The 16,297-nt window shown below is 64.9% G+C and carries 12 protein-coding genes; 11 read left to right on the top strand and 1 reads right to left on the bottom strand.

What is annotated here, in order from left to right:
- The first annotated feature begins 4 nt into the window (after positions 1–4).
- The 5 genes from N2K99_RS16700 (at position 5) to N2K99_RS16680 (ending at position 7,649) form a co-directional block, all read left to right on the top strand.
- Entirely contained in the window at positions 5–1,273 is a 1,269-nt protein-coding gene (locus N2K99_RS16700) for a hypothetical protein (RefSeq protein WP_227934462.1), read from the top strand.
- Between the two features lie 86 nt (positions 1,274–1,359).
- Complete coding sequence (locus N2K99_RS16695; RefSeq protein ID WP_227934463.1) at positions 1,360–4,485, top strand: hypothetical protein; 3,126 nt, start codon at positions 1,360–1,362, stop codon at positions 4,483–4,485.
- 35 nt (positions 4,486–4,520) lie between these two features.
- Positions 4,521–5,594 carry a hypothetical protein gene (locus N2K99_RS16690; RefSeq protein WP_227934464.1) on the top strand — a complete coding sequence of 358 codons (1,074 nt, stop codon included), beginning with the start codon at positions 4,521–4,523 and terminating at the stop codon, positions 5,592–5,594.
- A gap of 58 nt (positions 5,595–5,652) precedes the next feature.
- Positions 5,653–6,444 (top strand): hypothetical protein, encoded by a 792-nt coding sequence (locus N2K99_RS16685; RefSeq protein ID WP_227934465.1) that lies wholly within the window; start codon positions 5,653–5,655, stop codon positions 6,442–6,444.
- Between the two features lie 128 nt (positions 6,445–6,572).
- Complete coding sequence (locus N2K99_RS16680) at positions 6,573–7,649, top strand: hypothetical protein (protein ID WP_227934466.1); 1,077 nt, start codon at positions 6,573–6,575, stop codon at positions 7,647–7,649.
- Positions 7,650–7,705: 56 nt separating this feature from the next.
- Here the strand turns inward: N2K99_RS16680 and N2K99_RS16675 are convergent, their stop codons facing one another.
- A complete protein-coding gene (locus tag N2K99_RS16675) occupies positions 7,706–9,463 on the bottom strand; it encodes a cell division protein FtsK (RefSeq protein ID WP_227934467.1) in 1,758 nt (585 codons plus the stop codon).
- Positions 9,464–9,637: 174 nt separating this feature from the next.
- On the opposite strand from N2K99_RS16675, the gene N2K99_RS16670 reads away from it, so the two are divergent.
- The 6 genes from N2K99_RS16670 (at position 9,638) to N2K99_RS16645 (ending at position 15,381) form a co-directional block, all read left to right on the top strand.
- Complete coding sequence (locus tag N2K99_RS16670; RefSeq protein ID WP_227934468.1) at positions 9,638–10,903, top strand: Fic family protein; 1,266 nt, start codon at positions 9,638–9,640, stop codon at positions 10,901–10,903.
- 61 nt (positions 10,904–10,964) lie between these two features.
- On the top strand, positions 10,965–11,753 hold the full coding sequence (locus N2K99_RS16665; protein WP_227934469.1) for a hypothetical protein: 789 nt from the start codon (positions 10,965–10,967) through the stop codon (positions 11,751–11,753).
- Positions 11,750–12,100: a hypothetical protein gene (locus N2K99_RS16660; protein ID WP_227934470.1), complete on the top strand. Its 351-nt coding sequence runs from the start codon at positions 11,750–11,752 to the stop codon at positions 12,098–12,100. The genes N2K99_RS16665 and N2K99_RS16660 overlap by 4 nt, the downstream gene beginning before the upstream one ends.
- An 80-nt stretch (positions 12,101–12,180) precedes the next feature.
- A complete protein-coding gene (locus N2K99_RS16655; protein WP_227934471.1) occupies positions 12,181–14,007 on the top strand; it encodes a hypothetical protein in 1,827 nt (608 codons plus the stop codon).
- A gap of 39 nt (positions 14,008–14,046) precedes the next feature.
- On the top strand, positions 14,047–14,397 hold the full coding sequence (locus N2K99_RS16650) for a hypothetical protein (RefSeq protein WP_227934472.1): 351 nt from the start codon (positions 14,047–14,049) through the stop codon (positions 14,395–14,397).
- A gap of 111 nt (positions 14,398–14,508) precedes the next feature.
- Positions 14,509–15,381, top strand: a complete 873-nt coding sequence (locus N2K99_RS16645; RefSeq protein ID WP_227934473.1) for a hypothetical protein — start codon at positions 14,509–14,511, stop codon at positions 15,379–15,381.
- The last annotated feature ends 916 nt before the right edge of the window (positions 15,382–16,297 follow it).

The raw sequence follows: 16,297 nt of genomic DNA, 5'->3' as shown, positions 1-16,297 counted from the left end.
ACGCATGCTTGAGCGTCTCGAGACAATGAGGCGCAAAGGGGCGAAGGACCGCGGTGTCATCATGATGTCCACCCTGATCCTGCTCGTCCTGATTTCCGGGACGATCTACGCCATGGTTTCCACGACGGGACGCTCCATCATGAGCGCAACCCTGAACAAGGACTTCGGGCAGGCCGGCCAGCTGGCCGACCACGCCGTCCAGGAAGCCATCTTCCAGCTCAACGAAGAGCCCACCGCCACCAAGCCGACCGCAGCCCACCGTGCCTACAGCACCAAGGATGAGGACGGCGACGGGATCCGGGACTGGAACTGGTACCTGGAGCCGATGACGACCGCCGGAGCCAAGAGTACGGTCATCCACGCTGAAGGCACCTACCGCGGCACGACAAGGAAAGTCGTAGTCAACGCAGGCGCCCTGCTTGTCGGCGGCTTCACCTCCAAGGCAGCCGACCAGCTCACCTACGAGGTTTCCCCGGAAACAGCCTTCAACCACGTGGCCCTGGGCCGGTCCATCACCATGCAGAACGGCATCGGAGTCGGAGCTGACACCAACTTCGTGGACGGCCGCGTCGGCGCGCTGAAGGACAAGCCGGTCATGACCCTTGCCTCCGGCACCAGCGCCAAGAACGCAGCAACCTACCTCCTCTACGGCACCGAGGCATCCAAGTCGGTCCTGGCTGCCTCCTCCCGCATTCCGGCCGGCCTGAAGATGGACTCAAAGTTCATCGACGAGAACATCGGCCGCTGCGGCGGAGCGACAGTGGATCCGTGGGTGGCTTCCGAGCACGGCGGGATCCTGGTCGCCAACGGCAACACCGGCTGCTACTCGGCCATGGAGTTCGACGTGCCCACGACCATCCTCGGATCCGGGGCCTTCAACGCCTTCGTGAATGGCAAGGTCACCATCTCCGCGAACATCAACGGCGCCGCAACCGCGGGCCTGAACATCTACACCAAGGGCGGAGTCGACTTCAGGACAGAAGACGCAGCCGGAACCTCCCTGACGGTAAACAACACGTTCATCTACGCGCCTAACGGCACCTGCCGGACGGTCGTGAACTCGGATGCTGCGAAGTTCCGGTCCACCTCCAAGGGACTGGCCTTCACCGGGTCCCTGGCCTGCGACACCGTGAAGGTAGCCGGCCGGTTTACAGGCCACGTGCCCATCGGGCCGCTGGGTGGAAGCAGTGCCGGAATCAAGCCCGGAGACACCTACAACAGCGAAATCTGGTACCTGGTCGACTACAAGCAGCCGTCCGGGGCACGCAAGTGACGGGCTTCCGGCCGCGCGGTCACGCGAAAACGCGTTCAGCCGCACACAGGGGGAGTATGGCAGTGAAAAAGTTCAGGAACAGGGTAATGCGCGGCAAAGACCGCGGCGCAGTACTGACAGAAGTCCTCGTCGGCATGGCCGTGGGTATCATCATCCTCGGCGGCGGAGCCATGTTCTTCGCCAACATCAATCAGAACAACGCGAATAACTCCGCCCTGCAGGGGAAGAACACCTCCATTGCGGAGGCACTGGACCGCGCCTCGCAGCAGGTTCAGGTGGCAGGGACCATCCTTACCGCCGGCGCCAACGAGCTTGTCATCTCCTCGTCCGAACCGGACACGGGGGACCAGGTCATCAACCGCTGGGTGAAGAGCGGAACGACGTTCTACCAGCAGACCTGGACGGGTGCAGAAAACGCCTACCCGTTCACCCCCGGCGACTGGATTCCGGTAACCAAGACCGGTGCCGCCGCCCCCAACGGTGACGGAAAGCAGGTCACCCGCATCGCCGTCGATGAGCTGAAGTCCGACGCACCTGCCGTGTTCACCTACTACGGCATCGACGGCAGCGACCTGTCCGTTTCCCCTGCCCTGAGTGCCAAGGACGGCGGCACCAACGCCATCAAGCGTGTCGCCATCCACCTGAAGGCCGACGTCGGAGACGCCGGCACGGCAGAAAACTCCACCTCGGCATCCCTGCGCAACGGCAGCGGCGGTGTCTCCGACGGAGCCGCGGCAAGCCCCATCTGCGCGGTCCTGTCCTTTGATGAGCGCGACGAAACCAAGCCGGTGCTCCGCTGGACGGTAGTGCCCGGGTTCCAGGACTACGTCGTCTACCGCAACGCAGCTGCAGTCGCTACGGTCACCGTTCCGGCGGGCAAGACGGTCGGCGGATGGACAGACAACTCCGGCCCGGCCGCCGCAGGTGACGCCGTCACCTACACCGTCTACACGAAGGCCGCCGACGGCACACTCTCCTCCGGTTGCCGGCCCTCCGTCTGGCGCGCACAGATCACCGAGCCCGCCTGGAAGGCCTCCTCTGTGCTGCCCTCCAGCCCCGAAGCTGCAGGCTGGGTTACCGGAGCAGATTCCGAGCTCACACAGCCGCGCATCGTTGTCAGCTGGGGCGCCGTTCCCGGTGCTTCCGGATACGAGCTGAAGTACCGCGAAGTCAACGCTTCCACCGGTGCTCCGATCGCAGGCAAGGAAGCTTTCCTGAACGCGCCCGGATTCACCCAGGGTTCGACCAAGACCGCCCTCACCTGGGACGGCGGCGGCTGGGGCAAGCGTTACGAATGGTTCGTCGAGGCCACCGCCCTGTCCGGCCAGTCCGAGGAATCCACTCACATCCAGACCCTCACCCACCCTGCTGCGCCTGCGAACCTGACCTCTGAGGCCGAATACGGCACCGGGGCGGACGAGGACACGCACGGCCGCAACGTCCTGAAGTGGAAGGCATCCCCGACCGCTACCAGCTACGAGATCTGGCGCTACGCGAACAACTCCGAATCCGGAACGGCTACCAAGATCGGCACGACGGCTGCTCTGACGTACACCGACACGGCTGCGTACGGCACGAAGTACACCTACTACGTGGCCGCCAAGAACAACGGCCCCCGCGGCGTCAACGCTGCCCAGGCAACGGTCACCGAGCTGCGCTCCAGCGCCGGCCCGGAGTCTGATGCGTCCCCGAAGGCCATCGTCAAGACCCAGCTGCAGTACCCGCCCATCCCCGAGATGATTCCCGTCGGACCGAACGGCTCCCGCGACCTCGAGGGCAGCAACCGGATCATGTGGAAAGAAGTTGTTTCCGCGGACGGATACCTTCTGGGTAAGACGACCCGAACGGGCGGCGCGATGGTCTGCCTGGTAGACGACTGCTCAGTAGAGAACTTCGAAGGCATTCAGGAAACCTCCTTTAACGACAAGGTGCCTGCGGGGTCCCAGTTCAACTACTGGGCAAAGTCATACAACGACACAGGGGTGAGCGTTGACTTCTCGGCGAAGGAAGCCACGGTCACGCAGCGTCCGGCTGCCCCTGCACTTCAGGTGACCCGCAAGCCCGACCTCGCCAGCCCGGCATCCTCGTTCGCACTGGTGCCCAACGCTGACGCGGGCCACCAGGCAAAGGACCGTTTCTGCACCGACAAGACCTGCACCTACCAGCTCTTCAAGGACGGCAAGGCCTTCGACGGCGCCAAGGGAGCCAATGACTCCCAGGCAACGGTGGCATGGACGAACATCGCCAACGCAGAGGGTGCCACGATCAACTACGGTGCCAAGTCACGCAACGCAGCCCTGACCAATAACGGCTGGAGCGACGAAGCCCGGGCTACCGTGAAGACCTACCCGGGCCAGTTCAGTGTGCTCGACTGGAGCGGCGACCCCAACGGCAACCGGGCAGAGCGGTTCAACCTGGACCTGCGCAACATCGAAATCGGCGGCTCCTCCTACGGCGCCGTTCAGAACAACTACACCTCCGTTACCTGGTCCCGGTCCGCAGGTGCAGCATCCTTCGACCTCAAGAGGGTTTCGGTTGCCAACGAAAGCCTCGGATCAGCTGCAGGCCTGCCGCACGCATCCAACCTTGCCAAGACCATCAACAGCGGGTCCGATGGAACATGGTCCGAAATCGCAGCTCCCGGAGCGACCTACCGCTATGAGCTGACGGCGACTGCCCCCAACGGGCTGGAGCGCGCTGTGAAGAACCGCTCGTCGTTTGTCACTCCGGCCGATATGCCCCGCGAAGGCAAACAGATCGTTGTCTGCTCGACTGCCGGCTGGAACGCCCCTCAGCTGGTAACGGCACGGCTGATCGACTTCCAGCACAAGCCCCGCTACGGCGACTGGAACGGGGTTACCGTCCGCGGGCTGGAGCACATCAGCCCTGACAACAGGGGGTGGGTCGAATCATCGAACACCACTCTGGGAACCGGAGGCGGCTCACCGGACATCCTGGCCAGCCAGGGATCCCCCTACTACAAGGGTTTCGCCTTCGGCCATGACCTGTGGACCCTCGGTGACAACGGACCCAGCTCCGCCCGGCTCCGGCTGTCACTGGCATCCATGGCCCAGCAGAACCTGGGCTGCGGCCCTGTCGGCCAGGGCGGCAACGCCATGAAGGAGCCCACCTACCCGTGCTACGGATACGTGGAAGGCACCACCTGCGTGGCCGTCAATGACCAGAACCGCCCGCGGTGGGTCACCAAGTAATGAATGCAGCACCGACAGAACGGACGAGCAGGAACATGGGCCTGACCCCCTCGCAGAGGCGGAACCGCCGGCTGGCCGCCGGAACAGCCCTCGCAGCAGTTATCGCTGCGGGGGCCCTGGGCCTGGGCATCTTCGCGAAGAGCAGTGACGGGGGAGCGACAGCGTCCTCCATCCCGGCACTGGTGCCGGCAGACGCCGATACCGTGGTCATCGCCCCGTTCTCCGAAAAGTGGTGGGACAAGGTTGCCCCCATGGATGAGCCGAACAAGAAACTGCCAGAGCTCAAGCCGGCAGCGGCAGACCTGGCCATCGAAAACATCGGATACTCCCGCAGCCAGGACACCGAAGACCACGGAACCCCGTTCGCCTTGCCTCTGAGGCTCTTCTACGTCGAGTCTCCGACCCAGGAGGATGCAGAGAAGGTAGCCGACTGGCTCGAGCACCAGGCCGCATCGGAGAACCGCACGGTAACCGTGGAGGGCGACGTCGTGGTTGTGGGAAGCTCCATCAACTCCTTCAAGCCGCCGGCAGAGTCCATCCTCACCCTGGATACTTATGATCCGGACCAGCCTGCAGATGCTGCAACCATGTGGATGAACACAGGCCGTGAAGCGGTTTCGCTGACCGGTGACGGCGACAGCAGGGAAGCACGTGCCTACGCCGACGTCCTGGCCAACGGCTTCGGGTTCGAGACCGGGACGAAATGGATGGGTACCAGCACTGACGGTGAAAGCTGGGCAGGGGAATTTGCTGCAGGCGGCGTGAACCCCGAGTCGATCGACTTCAAGAAGGCGGTTGAATCCCTCGCAGCGACAGAAGAGGTGCTGGCCGAAGTCGACGGTCCAACCGGCAAGGCCGAGGTCATCAAGCCCGGAGTCGGCGCCATCCTTGACAGTGCATCCTTCGTTGCGGGGACAAAGCACATGGGAACCCCTCTCGAGACCGCCGGAACCGCCTCGGTGAAGGACCCGCTCATCACCGTTACCAATGACGTCACGAGTTGGGATGCATCAATCAGCGGCATCCAGATGGCCAACGAAAATCTTGCTGAACGGAACATCTCCGCGAACGCCGACGAGATGGTGCTTTCCTACTCGTACCGGAAATGATGAGAGAAAATTGTTGACATACATGACAGAAACCTTTCTCTCATGTACCGTCTTGCATATGAAGACGATTATGAAGCGCGCGCTGGCCACTGCCGGCTCCATGGCCCTGCTCAGCGGCGGCCTCATCCTCGGTGCTGCCCCCGCCCAGGCCCTTAGCTGCCCTCCGGGCCAGGTAATGGTTGACCTCGGTGCCATGGGACAGGCCTGCCAGGCAGGTTCCGGCGGCGGCAATAACGGCTCCGGCGGCGGAAACTACGGCGGAGGCGGCGGATCCGGCCCCGGCACGGTGACCGGCCCTCCGGCATCCGGCGGCAACAACTACGGACCGACCCCGGGCTACAAGCCTCCGGTCCAGAACTACACCCCGCCCGCCCCGGCTCCGGTCTACAACCCGCCCGCACCGGCCCCGGTCTACAACCCGCCTGCCCAGACGTACACGCCTCCGACGTACAACCAGCCGGCGCAGACGTACACGCCTCCGAGCAACAACTACACGGCTCCGTCCGGCGGCGGCTACACGCCTTACGTGAACCCGGGCACGGGTGCCGCGGTCACGCAGAACGAGGCGGGAACCTGGGTGGATTCCAGCACCGGCGCTGCAGTTGATGCCGGGGTTGCAGCTGAGGCTTCCGCCGCGGCCGAGAACACCGGTTCGGATAACGCTGCAGCCGACAAGAAGGCGGAAGAGAAAAAGGCCGCCGAGAAGAAGGCAGCAGACGCCAAGGCAGCCGAGAAGAAAGCTGCGGACGCCAAGGCGGCCAAGGCGGCTTCCGTGAAGACGGCCACCGAGAAGGCAGCTGCCTACCAGCAGATGTTCTCAGCGGCCGAAAGCGCAGCCTCCGCGCGCTGACGTTCCACTTGAAAGCCCCGTCTGACACTGCGTCCGGCGGGGCTTTCCTGTCGTGCAGGTGGGCACTGTGAATTGTTGCCAAAACGGCTAAACTGATACGGTATTCGTCCCCCAGACTACGGAGTCAGATGACCACCGCCGCCCCTTCCCCGCTTGCCGCATTCCGCAGCAGCAGGGACCTTTTCCTCAACAGTGTCGTCTCCGGTGTGAGCGGCCTTGAATCGGCCGTCCTGGAATTCGAGCAGGAACATGCCCGCCGCACGGCAGCCGCTGAGAGCGAAGCAGCACGCCTGCGCGATGTGAACGCAGATCTCCTTGCCGAGCTGGGTGAGAAGGAAGAGGCTCTGCAGGAAGCACGGGCAGGAGCACCGGTGGTGAATATCCCGGCTGCCGCTGAAGATCCGGCCGCACTGGCCGAAGCCCGAGAGGTCATCCGCCAGCTGGAGTCCCGCCTTGCCGAGCGCCCGGAGGCGGATGCATCCGAAGACCGCGGGGACCCGCAGGACGCGGCTGAAATTGCGCGGCTGAAGCTCGAGCTGGCAGGCGCCGGCGAAACGATCTCCGCCCAGGCCCGCAGCCTCCAGGAAGAGGCACGCCTGCGTGAACAGCTCGCAGATGAAGCCCGGAGCCGCCGCGAGGAGTACGACCTGAATGTGGCGGGACTGAAGACGGACATCTCCGAGCTGGAGGAGGACGTCAGGGAAGCAGCCCGGACCCTGGAAGAGCGCACCGAAGCGGCACGCACTGCTGCCCGCGCTGAAGCACTGAACGTCATCAAGGCGGTAGCTGCCGACAGCCCGGACACCCCGCTGGAGGAAGCAATGGACATGGTCATCATCGCCATGGACGTTCCCCCCGAGGCTGCCGGCAAGGAGGAGACATCCGAACCCGCGGCAGACGATAGCGGGCCCGCCGGCAGCGGACTGGAGATCCCCGAACTCGAAACAGACCACGACCAGCCCCCGCTGCCCTTCGAGGGCGACGACTCGTTCTTCGCCTCGCTGGCGCCGCCGGTCGTGCAGGAAGAGGCCAGCATCTTCGGGATGCAGGATGAACCTGAAGAGTCGGACAGGGACGGAGCCGGCCTGGAGCCGCAGCTGATGTTCGACATCGACGACCCCGAGGAAGCAGAACGCGGTACGGACAATGACGCGCCGAAGCCCGGGTTCGGAATGTTCCGCAAGAACACCGGCCAGGCCGCGTAGGACACACACAAAAGCCCCCGCAGGAGAAATCCCGCGGGGGCTTTTCCGTACCCGGATCAGGCCTGGGGAGCCATGGAAGCGAGCCTCTTGGACTGCGCTGCAGCCAATGCTGCTCCCTTGAGCGGGCGGCCGTTCTCATCGAGACCCGCATCGCCCATCAGCTCTGCCATCGGATCCTTCATGGCAGCGCGCCGCTGAGCCGTGTTGTCGGGCTCGTCGGCGTCGAAGGCGTCCTCCAGCTGGGCCATCTGCTTGCGGGTGGGCTCGGGCTGGTCCGTCTTGGGGACACCGAGCTTCTCCAGCCAGGCGCGGTACTGGGTCACTTCGGCGTAGTAGGACTTGAAGACCGAGGGCTCATCACCTTCGGGCTCCGAGGACCCCACACCGCGGGACGCGGCACTGTCGGTGCGGACATTCTCCGGCACCAGGGGAACGCGGTCCGGATCCGAGAACACCAGGTTCCGGTTACCGGGGGTCGGCTTGGCGCCCATGAGCAGCTTGTGGTGCAGGTTCGTGCGCAGGGCCGGCTCGATGCCGGTGTTTGCCGAGGCAACCTGGGTGGCCAGCATCAGGAAGACGCCGGTGAAGCGCAACTCTGCGGCCACACGCTTGATGCCGTTCTTCAGGATCTCCTTGTACAGGTTGGTGCGCTGGGCTTCCTCTGCCATGTCCTTGAGCAGCTGCGGGGCGTCCTTGCCGGCCTTGGGTACCGCTTCCAGGGCGAACAGGCCGGTGAGCTCATCGACGATGACGATCAGGGGCTTCAGACCCTTGCTCTTGGGCAGCAGCTTCCAGTCGTTCACCCCGTGGGACTTGATGTAGGCGGAGCGGCGTTCGCCTTCCTCCATGATCAGCCGGATGGCGACCGCGGACTGTGCGGGGGAGGCGCATCCCCAGCCGCCCGGGCGGACGTATTCCTTGCACCATTCGAAGTCGGCACTCTTGGTGGGAAGGTCGATGATGGCCAGTTCGGCGCCCTTGGCCAGCCAGGTGGCAAGGTAGCAGTTCAGCAGCACGGTCTTGCCGCCGCCGGAGATGCCGCCGAGCTGGGCATGTGCGCCGGCGTTCATGTCCAGGAAGAACGTTTCACCGACCGTTTCACCGGCGGACGGCAGCTTCATGCCCAGCGGGATCCGGAAGGTCTTCTTGTCCGTGTGGTCGAACTTCACGACGGCGTCCATGGGAGTCGGGATCGCACCGGGGAAGGTCGGGGGAGTGGAGGGAATGAGGGATGCTGTCAGCTTGCGGGCGTCGACCTTCACGTACCAGCCCTCATTGCCGACCACGGTGGTGGCCACTTCCTCCAGCTTGGATTCATGCTTGGAGGGCACGTACTGGCGGGGCAGCTCGAGGTCGAAGCCGCCGTCGCGCCGGGGTTTTACCTGCACCTCCCAGGGCTTCACGCCCAGGGCCACGGAGACGGCGCCGCGGCAGCGCGCGACGTCGGGGGAGAGCTTCGTCAGCACAGCCGTGCCCAGGAACGGCTCGAAGCGGGTCATCTCCCAACCGTCACCGTGCTGGTCGGCCAGCTTGATGGCCATCTTCTCGCCGTCGCTGGGCTTGGTGCCGCGGATCAGCCGGACAGTCTTCGACTTGGAATTCTCCGACTGGCTGACCGAAGTGATGGTCACCTGCCGGGTGGCAACGGCGACAAGGCCGGGGGTGCCGTCGGGTCGTGTCACGGATTCAATGGAGTCGATCTCGAAACCGTCACCGTGCATCTCGGCGATCTTCTTCTCGACCTGCTTGGTGTGCTTTTCAGGCTGGAAGCCGGAAGGCAGGTTGATCCGGATCCGTTCGGTGTTGGAAGCCAAGGGGCGCGTCCTTCGATAGGCAAAGTTCTCTGCCTGTGGACATGCGTAGACAGGCAGCTTTGCCGGCTTCGGCAGGCAGGGCCGGGGAGGGATAAATGCAAGGACCGTGCGCGGATATTCTCAAAACGCACCCAGTGTGAGAAGATCAGGACCAGATGTTCTCAGGAGGAACCAATGGACCAGCCACGGCATCCGCGCGGCACCGGCACCGGCGGGCAGTTCGCCGCCGTCTCTCATTCGGAGTCAGGCATCACCCTGGGCAAAACCAGCCAGTGGCCTGCCCTGGAATACGAAGAGCGGCCGTGGAATGCGGACCCGGACCATTCACTCTCGCGCCGGAGCCGGCTGCTGGCCAGGGGCCCCTACGAGGCTGCTGTTCCCCCGGAGATCGCAGAGCTGGAGCCGGTGGTGGATTCCCGCACCCAGGCGCTGGCCGAGGCCGCGACCGTGGAAATGGTGCGGTTCGACACCGATATGGGTCATGACCCGCTGCCGTTCTCGGCCCTGCTGCTGCGCAGCGAATCCGCATCCAGCTCCCAGATTGAGAACCTCACCGCCGGCGCCCGCCGCATCGCCCTGGCAAGGCTGGGGGACACCTCGAGCTCCAATGCTGCGCTGGTCGCCTCCAATGTACGGGCCATGCAGGCCGCCGTTCACTTCTCCGAAGACCTGAGCGTGAAGAACATTGCGCTCATGCACCACGCGCTGCTCAACGGCTCCAACCAGTCGATCGCCGGCCAGTACCGCGACACCCAGGTGTGGATCCGCGGCAACTCTCCCCACACCGCAGAGTTCGTTCCCCCGCACCACGACCGGGTGCCGAAAGCGATGGATGATCTGGTCGCCTTCATGCGCCGGGATGACATCCCCGTGCTCACCCAGGCAGCCATAGCCCATGCACAGTTCGAGACCATCCACCCCTTCGCAGACGGCAACGGCCGAACCGGACGGGCGATCGTCAGCTCGCTCCTGAAAGCCAAAGAGGTCACCCGGAAAGTCACCGTGCCCGTTTCCTCCGGCCTGCTCACCGATACGCGGTCCTACTTCGATGCATTGGACGCCTACCGGGAAGGTGACGTGGCACCTATTGTCGAGCGGTTCGCAGAGTCGTCAGTCCTGGCGGTCGACAACGGCCGACGCCTGGCTCAGGACATCAGGGCCGTAAAAGACTCCTACGCGGAGCGTGCCGCAGACGCACCGACTTCTGTCCGCCGGATCCTTGAACTGCTGCCGGGCGAACCGGCCGTCACCGCGGACATGCTGGCTGAATACGCAGGCTTGTCCACCGCTACTTCCTACCGGGCGATAGAGCGCCTCCAGGAAGCTGGAATCCTGGCGCCGGCCGGAAAGATCAAGGGCACCAGCATCTGGGTTGCACCGGACATCCTGGCCGCCCTGGACGCCTTCGCTGACCGGGCCGGGCGCCGCAGCCGAGCCTGAGACCCCGTACGGAGCAGGGCCGGCGGCGACCGCCCCCGCGGATGCCGCACACATAACAGGCATGGAAGACTACACAGAAGCCCCGGCCGGACCGGAAACCGCCGACGGTGCATCAGCGCGTCTGATCGACACCGTCAAGGAACTGCTCTCAAGCGCGCTGAGCTCCGACCCGGGCAACATGTCCGTGGACCTGGGCGGCTGCTACATCTCACCCCTTATTGAGCTGCTCCATGCCGTCGAGGCCGGTACCGCGGGCGCAGCCCTGTACCCGCTGGTCCGTGAAGTCGTGGCCATGGAGGAATCCCTGGCTTCCCGTGCACGCGACGTCGCCAGCGGTTCAGCGGCCATCAACCCCGTACGCGTCATCGGATCCCTGCGCGAGCTGGAGAATCTGGCGTCCGACTCCGTCGTCTGCTCACCGTGGGCTCCCTCAAGCGTCTACCAGACCGACAGCGAGAGCCGGTGGTACGAGCCCGGAAGCGAGGAAACCCTCCCGGCCGGAGCCGTCTGGGAACTGATGACCGGAAGTGACAGCGGCATCGTCATGGATGAAGACCGCCGGGTATGGGTGCTCTATGACGCCGGTTCCCCCGTGCCGAAGCCGGGACCCGCCAGCGACCACGGCTACCTCACCATGGCCAACGCCGGGCGCGCAGAGCGCTTCATCACCCACCCCACGCTGTCCGAGGCGCGGTCCGTAATCGAGGCGCTCTGCTCACAGCCGGGCGGCGCCCCCGCGTTCCTGGCCATCCGGTACCGTGCCGGAGGAGATTCAGTCTTCCGCGGCATCACCCCGGTCTCACCCGGAACGACACCCGGGCAGCTCCCCTGGAAGCAGACGGACTCATGAGCACGGGGGAACCGGACGTCCGGGACCTGGTCCGGGATCTCAACGGCTTCCTCGGGCCCACGCTCGTAGCCGCCCTGTCCGCCAGCAGAGACCGCCGGATCAGCATTGCCTGGGCCGAGCCGGACGGGCCTGTACCGCCGTCTGAGGCACTGGAACGCCTGCAGTGCGCCCACGACCAGTTCCGGCTTATTGGCGGCGCAGAGGGCGGTGATGTGGCCCGCCTGTGGTTCATCGGAATGAACCCCCGGCTCGGTGATTCATCACCTGCCGAGGCGATAAGGGAAGGCCGGTTCGCGGACGTTGCCGCAGCTGCCCGGGAAATGGCTGAAGGCGGAGGATTTTCCTGATGGCCGCCCGTCCGCATAGCGTCATAAGAGCAGTGCCCGCGGCCGCGGCCGGCCCGGATAACAGGAACAGAGGAACAGCAGTGGGCTTTACGACCGTCCGATCGAATTACGACGTACGCATGCTCGCCGACCACCTCAAGGACCCCCGGCGTGAAGTTCCCGTCGTCGTTGTCTCTTCCGTGAAGACCGGCCCCGTCATTGATCCGGAGGCGGTGGCCGTGAAGCTTGCCGGTGTCGCCGAGGTGTACCTGCTGGCCACCCCCGCGGCCGCGTTTGAACTGGAAGACCAGATGCCCGAGGACACCTCGATATACGGGGGAGGAGCCCGCTCCTACCCGGCAGGCACAGCGTGGATGACCTACGGGCAGAAGTCGATGGTCCGCCTGGCCTACACGGCCGAGGAAGCCAGGAGCGTCGTCGGCCTGATCGTGGAAGACGTCATGGACATGCCGGACTACATTCCCCCGGCACCGGTCCGGCGTCATGCCGCACCGGCCAAGGCGCCTGCACGGACCCAGGTCTCCGGAACGGTATCCATGGTGCTGGACGGTGGGGCCGTCGTAAAACTGGACGGCGGATCCATCGCCAGTATCGACACCACCGCAGCCGCCCCCGGCGTACCTGCCTCCTCGATCCTCACGCCCGGAACGGCAGTCTCAGGGATCCTGGAGGGGGCAACCCTGGACATCTCCGCCATGTTCAATACCCCCGGCGAAGCGGTTGACCATTTCCTGCCCGGTCTCACGTACCCCGCGCAGGTGTCCGGAACGAAGACCGTACTGCTCTTCCCCGGGCTTGAAGTCCGCTGCCGGCACGAAGCATCCGAGGCCGAGATCGTTGCCGTCACCATTGAGCTGAAAGGCAGGGCGGACGGCAAGGGATGGAAGCTGGCCGCCGCCGAAGGCGTTCCCGTGGCTGCAGCGCCGCCGGTCCTTCGCGGAGGAGGCATCCCCTGGATTGTCCCCGGTGAATCTCCTGCAGTGCGAGCCGAGCCGGCGCCCGACGAAGAGCAGGAACAGGTTCTGCCTGCCCCGGAGATGCCGGAAGACCTCGTGCCGGCGGACGGAGGAAACCTCGAGGACGTCAGCGCCGAAGCATCGCTGGCTGCCTTGGACGTGGTCCGGCGCGGACTTGAGAGCCTTGCCGGCATCAACACCCGGTTGGCAGGGGATGTCCGGGAGCTCCAGGACGAAATCGAAGAGCTCCGCTCTTCGCCTGCCCAGCCGGCCGGGGCAGTCCCGGTTCCCTCGCCCGTCACCTCGGGTACGGAGGTACTGCGCCTGCGGGGGCACATCGAACGACTCCAGGACGAGCGCAGGGACCTCCTTGATGACCTGCAGCGGGCCGTGCGGGACGCCGACGGACTGGCACGCGACCTGCTGGCTAGCCGGATGGAAAACCAGCGGCTGCGCGACGGGATCCGCACGGAGAAGGAGCGGGCATCGAGGGCGCGTTCCATCGCCCGGGAAAACGCCGCCGACGAAGCCGCCGAAAGCATTGCGTTCATGGATCCTGCAGACCAGTTCAGGCACGAGGTCTACCAGGAATGGGTCAAGCGCATTCCGGCGTCCTCGAAGGCGGACCTTCCACTGGCCGGGTTCGACCTTGCTCCCGGCTTCCTGGCCTCAGTTGACGGGACCCAGGGCGTGGACCGTTCCAAGGTGGTCGCAGTCGCGGTGGAGGTACTTACAGGCCTGGCCGAGACGATGCCCGGCAGGGAGATGCACCGCCTGCGCAACGGGGTCACCGGAAGCGCCCCCTGGGTGGAGGACGCATCGCTGGGCACAGCCTGGCGGGTCTCCCTGCAGGTGAAGACGGCTTCGGCCCGGCGCCTGCATTTCTGGCGGGGTGAGGGCGGGAAGATCACCTTCGCCAACATCGGTGTCCACGACGACAGCCTGAACTGACCGATGCGGTCTTCGGTGCCGGCCGCACACATAGGAGTCATGAGCGAACACTCCAAAGCCCCTTCCACGGCCGAAACCACCGAGGCAGCCCGGGAGCTGCTGAAAAGCTCCGGGCTCAGTACCGCCCAGATCGGACGGCTCACCGGCACCTCGGCCAGGAGCGTGCACTCTTGGGCGAGCGGAACAGTTCTGTCCCCGGCGCGCGCCAAGCGGCTGATGGAGCTGCACGAGCTGGTGTTCAGCCTTGACGCTTCCAGCCCAGCCGCCCGGCTGGCCCTCATGCTGGACTCATCCCGCGGCCAGAGCCTTTTCCACCGGTTCCACGCCGCCACGCCGCGGCCTCAGCAGATCCAGTTCCCCATCCCGGTTATGGAGCGCCTGGGCGCCTGAACCCTGGGACAGGCAGCTGCGCCGGGATCCTGACGGCCGCACACAGTATTTTCGGATGCCCGGTCCGGCGCGAAGGTTTCGCGGCACCCGGATCCGGGCAAAAGGAGAGCCATGTCCAGGAACGAATGGGAACGGGGCATCATCACCCTTCCCGCATCGGAGTTCGCCAAAGTCCGCCAGGCAGTCCAGCAGGGCGAGACGGCCCACAAGGAGCAGGTCTTCGAGCTAAGCCAGGAGTTCTGGAAAGGGCTGAACCGCAAGCAGCAGACCGATCCGGGGGAGTACCTCAAGGCTGGCCAGCAGTTCATCGCTGCCAAGGACAGGGAACGCATCCGGGCTTTCGTCCCCGGCCGGAATACTGAGACGGACAAGACCCGGGACAAGCTCCTTGACGACCTCAGTGAGGCCCTGGAACTGGACGGGTATGCACGCAGGCCTGCCCGGGTCCTGAAGACTGACATGGACTTTCCGACCAACCGCACGACCGACTTCAACGCCGGCTACGGCGAGGTGATCTTCGACAAGAAGACCAACCAGGTCGAGTGGATCGTCGAAGAGAACAACAACGCAGTCGAGCACGCCCATGCCCACCCGGTGGCCAATGCGTTCTTCGATGCTGTCTCGAAGGTGAGATGGACCCGCGGGACCGGTGGCGTCTTCACCGGCAACGACGAGTACCGAAGGGAAGCCTCCTATGAAGGTGGCGCGAGCAACTACGTCACGACGGCGTTCGGACCTGTCGGTGCAGACGAGGCACCCGACAACTGCAGGCCGTTCATCGACTCGAAGGGCAAGGCGACCACCCAGAAGGACCTAGACGCCGTCGGACGGGCCAAAACCCTGGCCATGTTTGAAGCGCAGCGAAAAGCCCAGGAAGCCTACGCGAAATCCGTGAAGGCTTCGGGAGCCCAGCCGCGCGGCCACAACGGCCATGCCGGCCAGTACACCTACCGCAGCCATGGAGAACCCACCTTCAGGCTCTAGGAGGGTCAGGCAGATAACGCCAGGGCAGTCGATGTCGGAGGAGACGGATAGCATCCGTTAGTCACTCCACCCCGTCATCGAAAGGCCGTAGACCAGTGCCGGCACGACTGACCAATGAAACCGCCGTTTCGCGCCTACTCGAACTCGGGTACGAGGCAATAGAGGATTACCCTGGCGGTTCTAAGCCCTGGCGCGCGAAACACCTGAACTGCGGCGAGGATGTGACCCTGACGTGGAACCGGGCATATGCGGGCGATTTTCCACGCTGCAGCTGCAGGCTCGTTGAGACTGCGATGAGTCACGCTGGGGCGGCTGTACGGCGGATGGCCGCCAACGCCCCGGCAGCTGTGGAGCGCATGAGAGCGGCTGGCTGGGAGCCGCTGGAACCATACCCCGGCTCCCACGAACAGTGGCGCTGCCGGTGCATGGACTGCGGGTCCGAGGGCCTGCCCAAACTGCATGGTGTTGACAAGTCCAAAGGCTGCAGAACCTGCTCCGGCCGACATCTAATCACTGAGGAAAGCGCACGAGAGGTACTGCTGGAGTCCGGATGGCGGCCCCTCGTCGCGTTCCCCGGCGCGAGGGCGCATTGGCCCAGCATCTGCATGAAGTGCGGAGAGGAAGGCCTGCCGGTCTACGAAACGGTGCATGCAAGAAAAAGCGGCTGCAGGAAATGCTCTGCACGGCTGAACGGCTTGAAGCGCCGGCAGAAGTTTGAGCCCACCGCGGTGATGGTCATGCAGGGCATGCAGCTGCAGCCGCTTGAACCGTTCCCCGGATCCCATAAGCAATGGCTGTGCCGGTGCCTGCGGTGCGGAAACCTTACCCGCACAACATACGGCAGCGTCTCATCAGGTAGCCGGGGGTGCCAGACTTGTCGGCGCCTTGCGCAGGGGACAACTAAAAAGGCGACCTA

Origin of the sequence: Arthrobacter sp. zg-Y1110 (genome assembly GCF_025244865.1) — a bacterium.
Classification (GTDB): domain Bacteria; phylum Actinomycetota; class Actinomycetes; order Actinomycetales; family Micrococcaceae; genus Arthrobacter_B.
This window is presented reverse-complemented; position numbering and strand designations above follow the sequence as displayed.

Coding starts and splice junctions, on each gene's coding strand:
- N2K99_RS16650 (WP_227934472.1), top strand. CDS start 14,047: ATGAGCGAACACTCCAAAGCCCCTTCCACGGCCGAAACCACCGAGGCA.
- N2K99_RS16685 (WP_227934465.1), top strand. CDS start 5,653: ATGAAGACGATTATGAAGCGCGCGCTGGCCACTGCCGGCTCCATGGCC.
- N2K99_RS16670 (WP_227934468.1), top strand. CDS start 9,638: ATGGACCAGCCACGGCATCCGCGCGGCACCGGCACCGGCGGGCAGTTC.
- N2K99_RS16665 (WP_227934469.1), top strand. CDS start 10,965: ATGGAAGACTACACAGAAGCCCCGGCCGGACCGGAAACCGCCGACGGT.
- N2K99_RS16690 (WP_227934464.1), top strand. CDS start 4,521: ATGGGCCTGACCCCCTCGCAGAGGCGGAACCGCCGGCTGGCCGCCGGA.
- N2K99_RS16680 (WP_227934466.1), top strand. CDS start 6,573: ATGACCACCGCCGCCCCTTCCCCGCTTGCCGCATTCCGCAGCAGCAGG.
- N2K99_RS16700 (WP_227934462.1), top strand. CDS start 5: ATGCTTGAGCGTCTCGAGACAATGAGGCGCAAAGGGGCGAAGGACCGC.
- N2K99_RS16695 (WP_227934463.1), top strand. CDS start 1,360: ATGCGCGGCAAAGACCGCGGCGCAGTACTGACAGAAGTCCTCGTCGGC.
- N2K99_RS16645 (WP_227934473.1), top strand. CDS start 14,509: ATGTCCAGGAACGAATGGGAACGGGGCATCATCACCCTTCCCGCATCG.
- N2K99_RS16660 (WP_227934470.1), top strand. CDS start 11,750: ATGAGCACGGGGGAACCGGACGTCCGGGACCTGGTCCGGGATCTCAAC.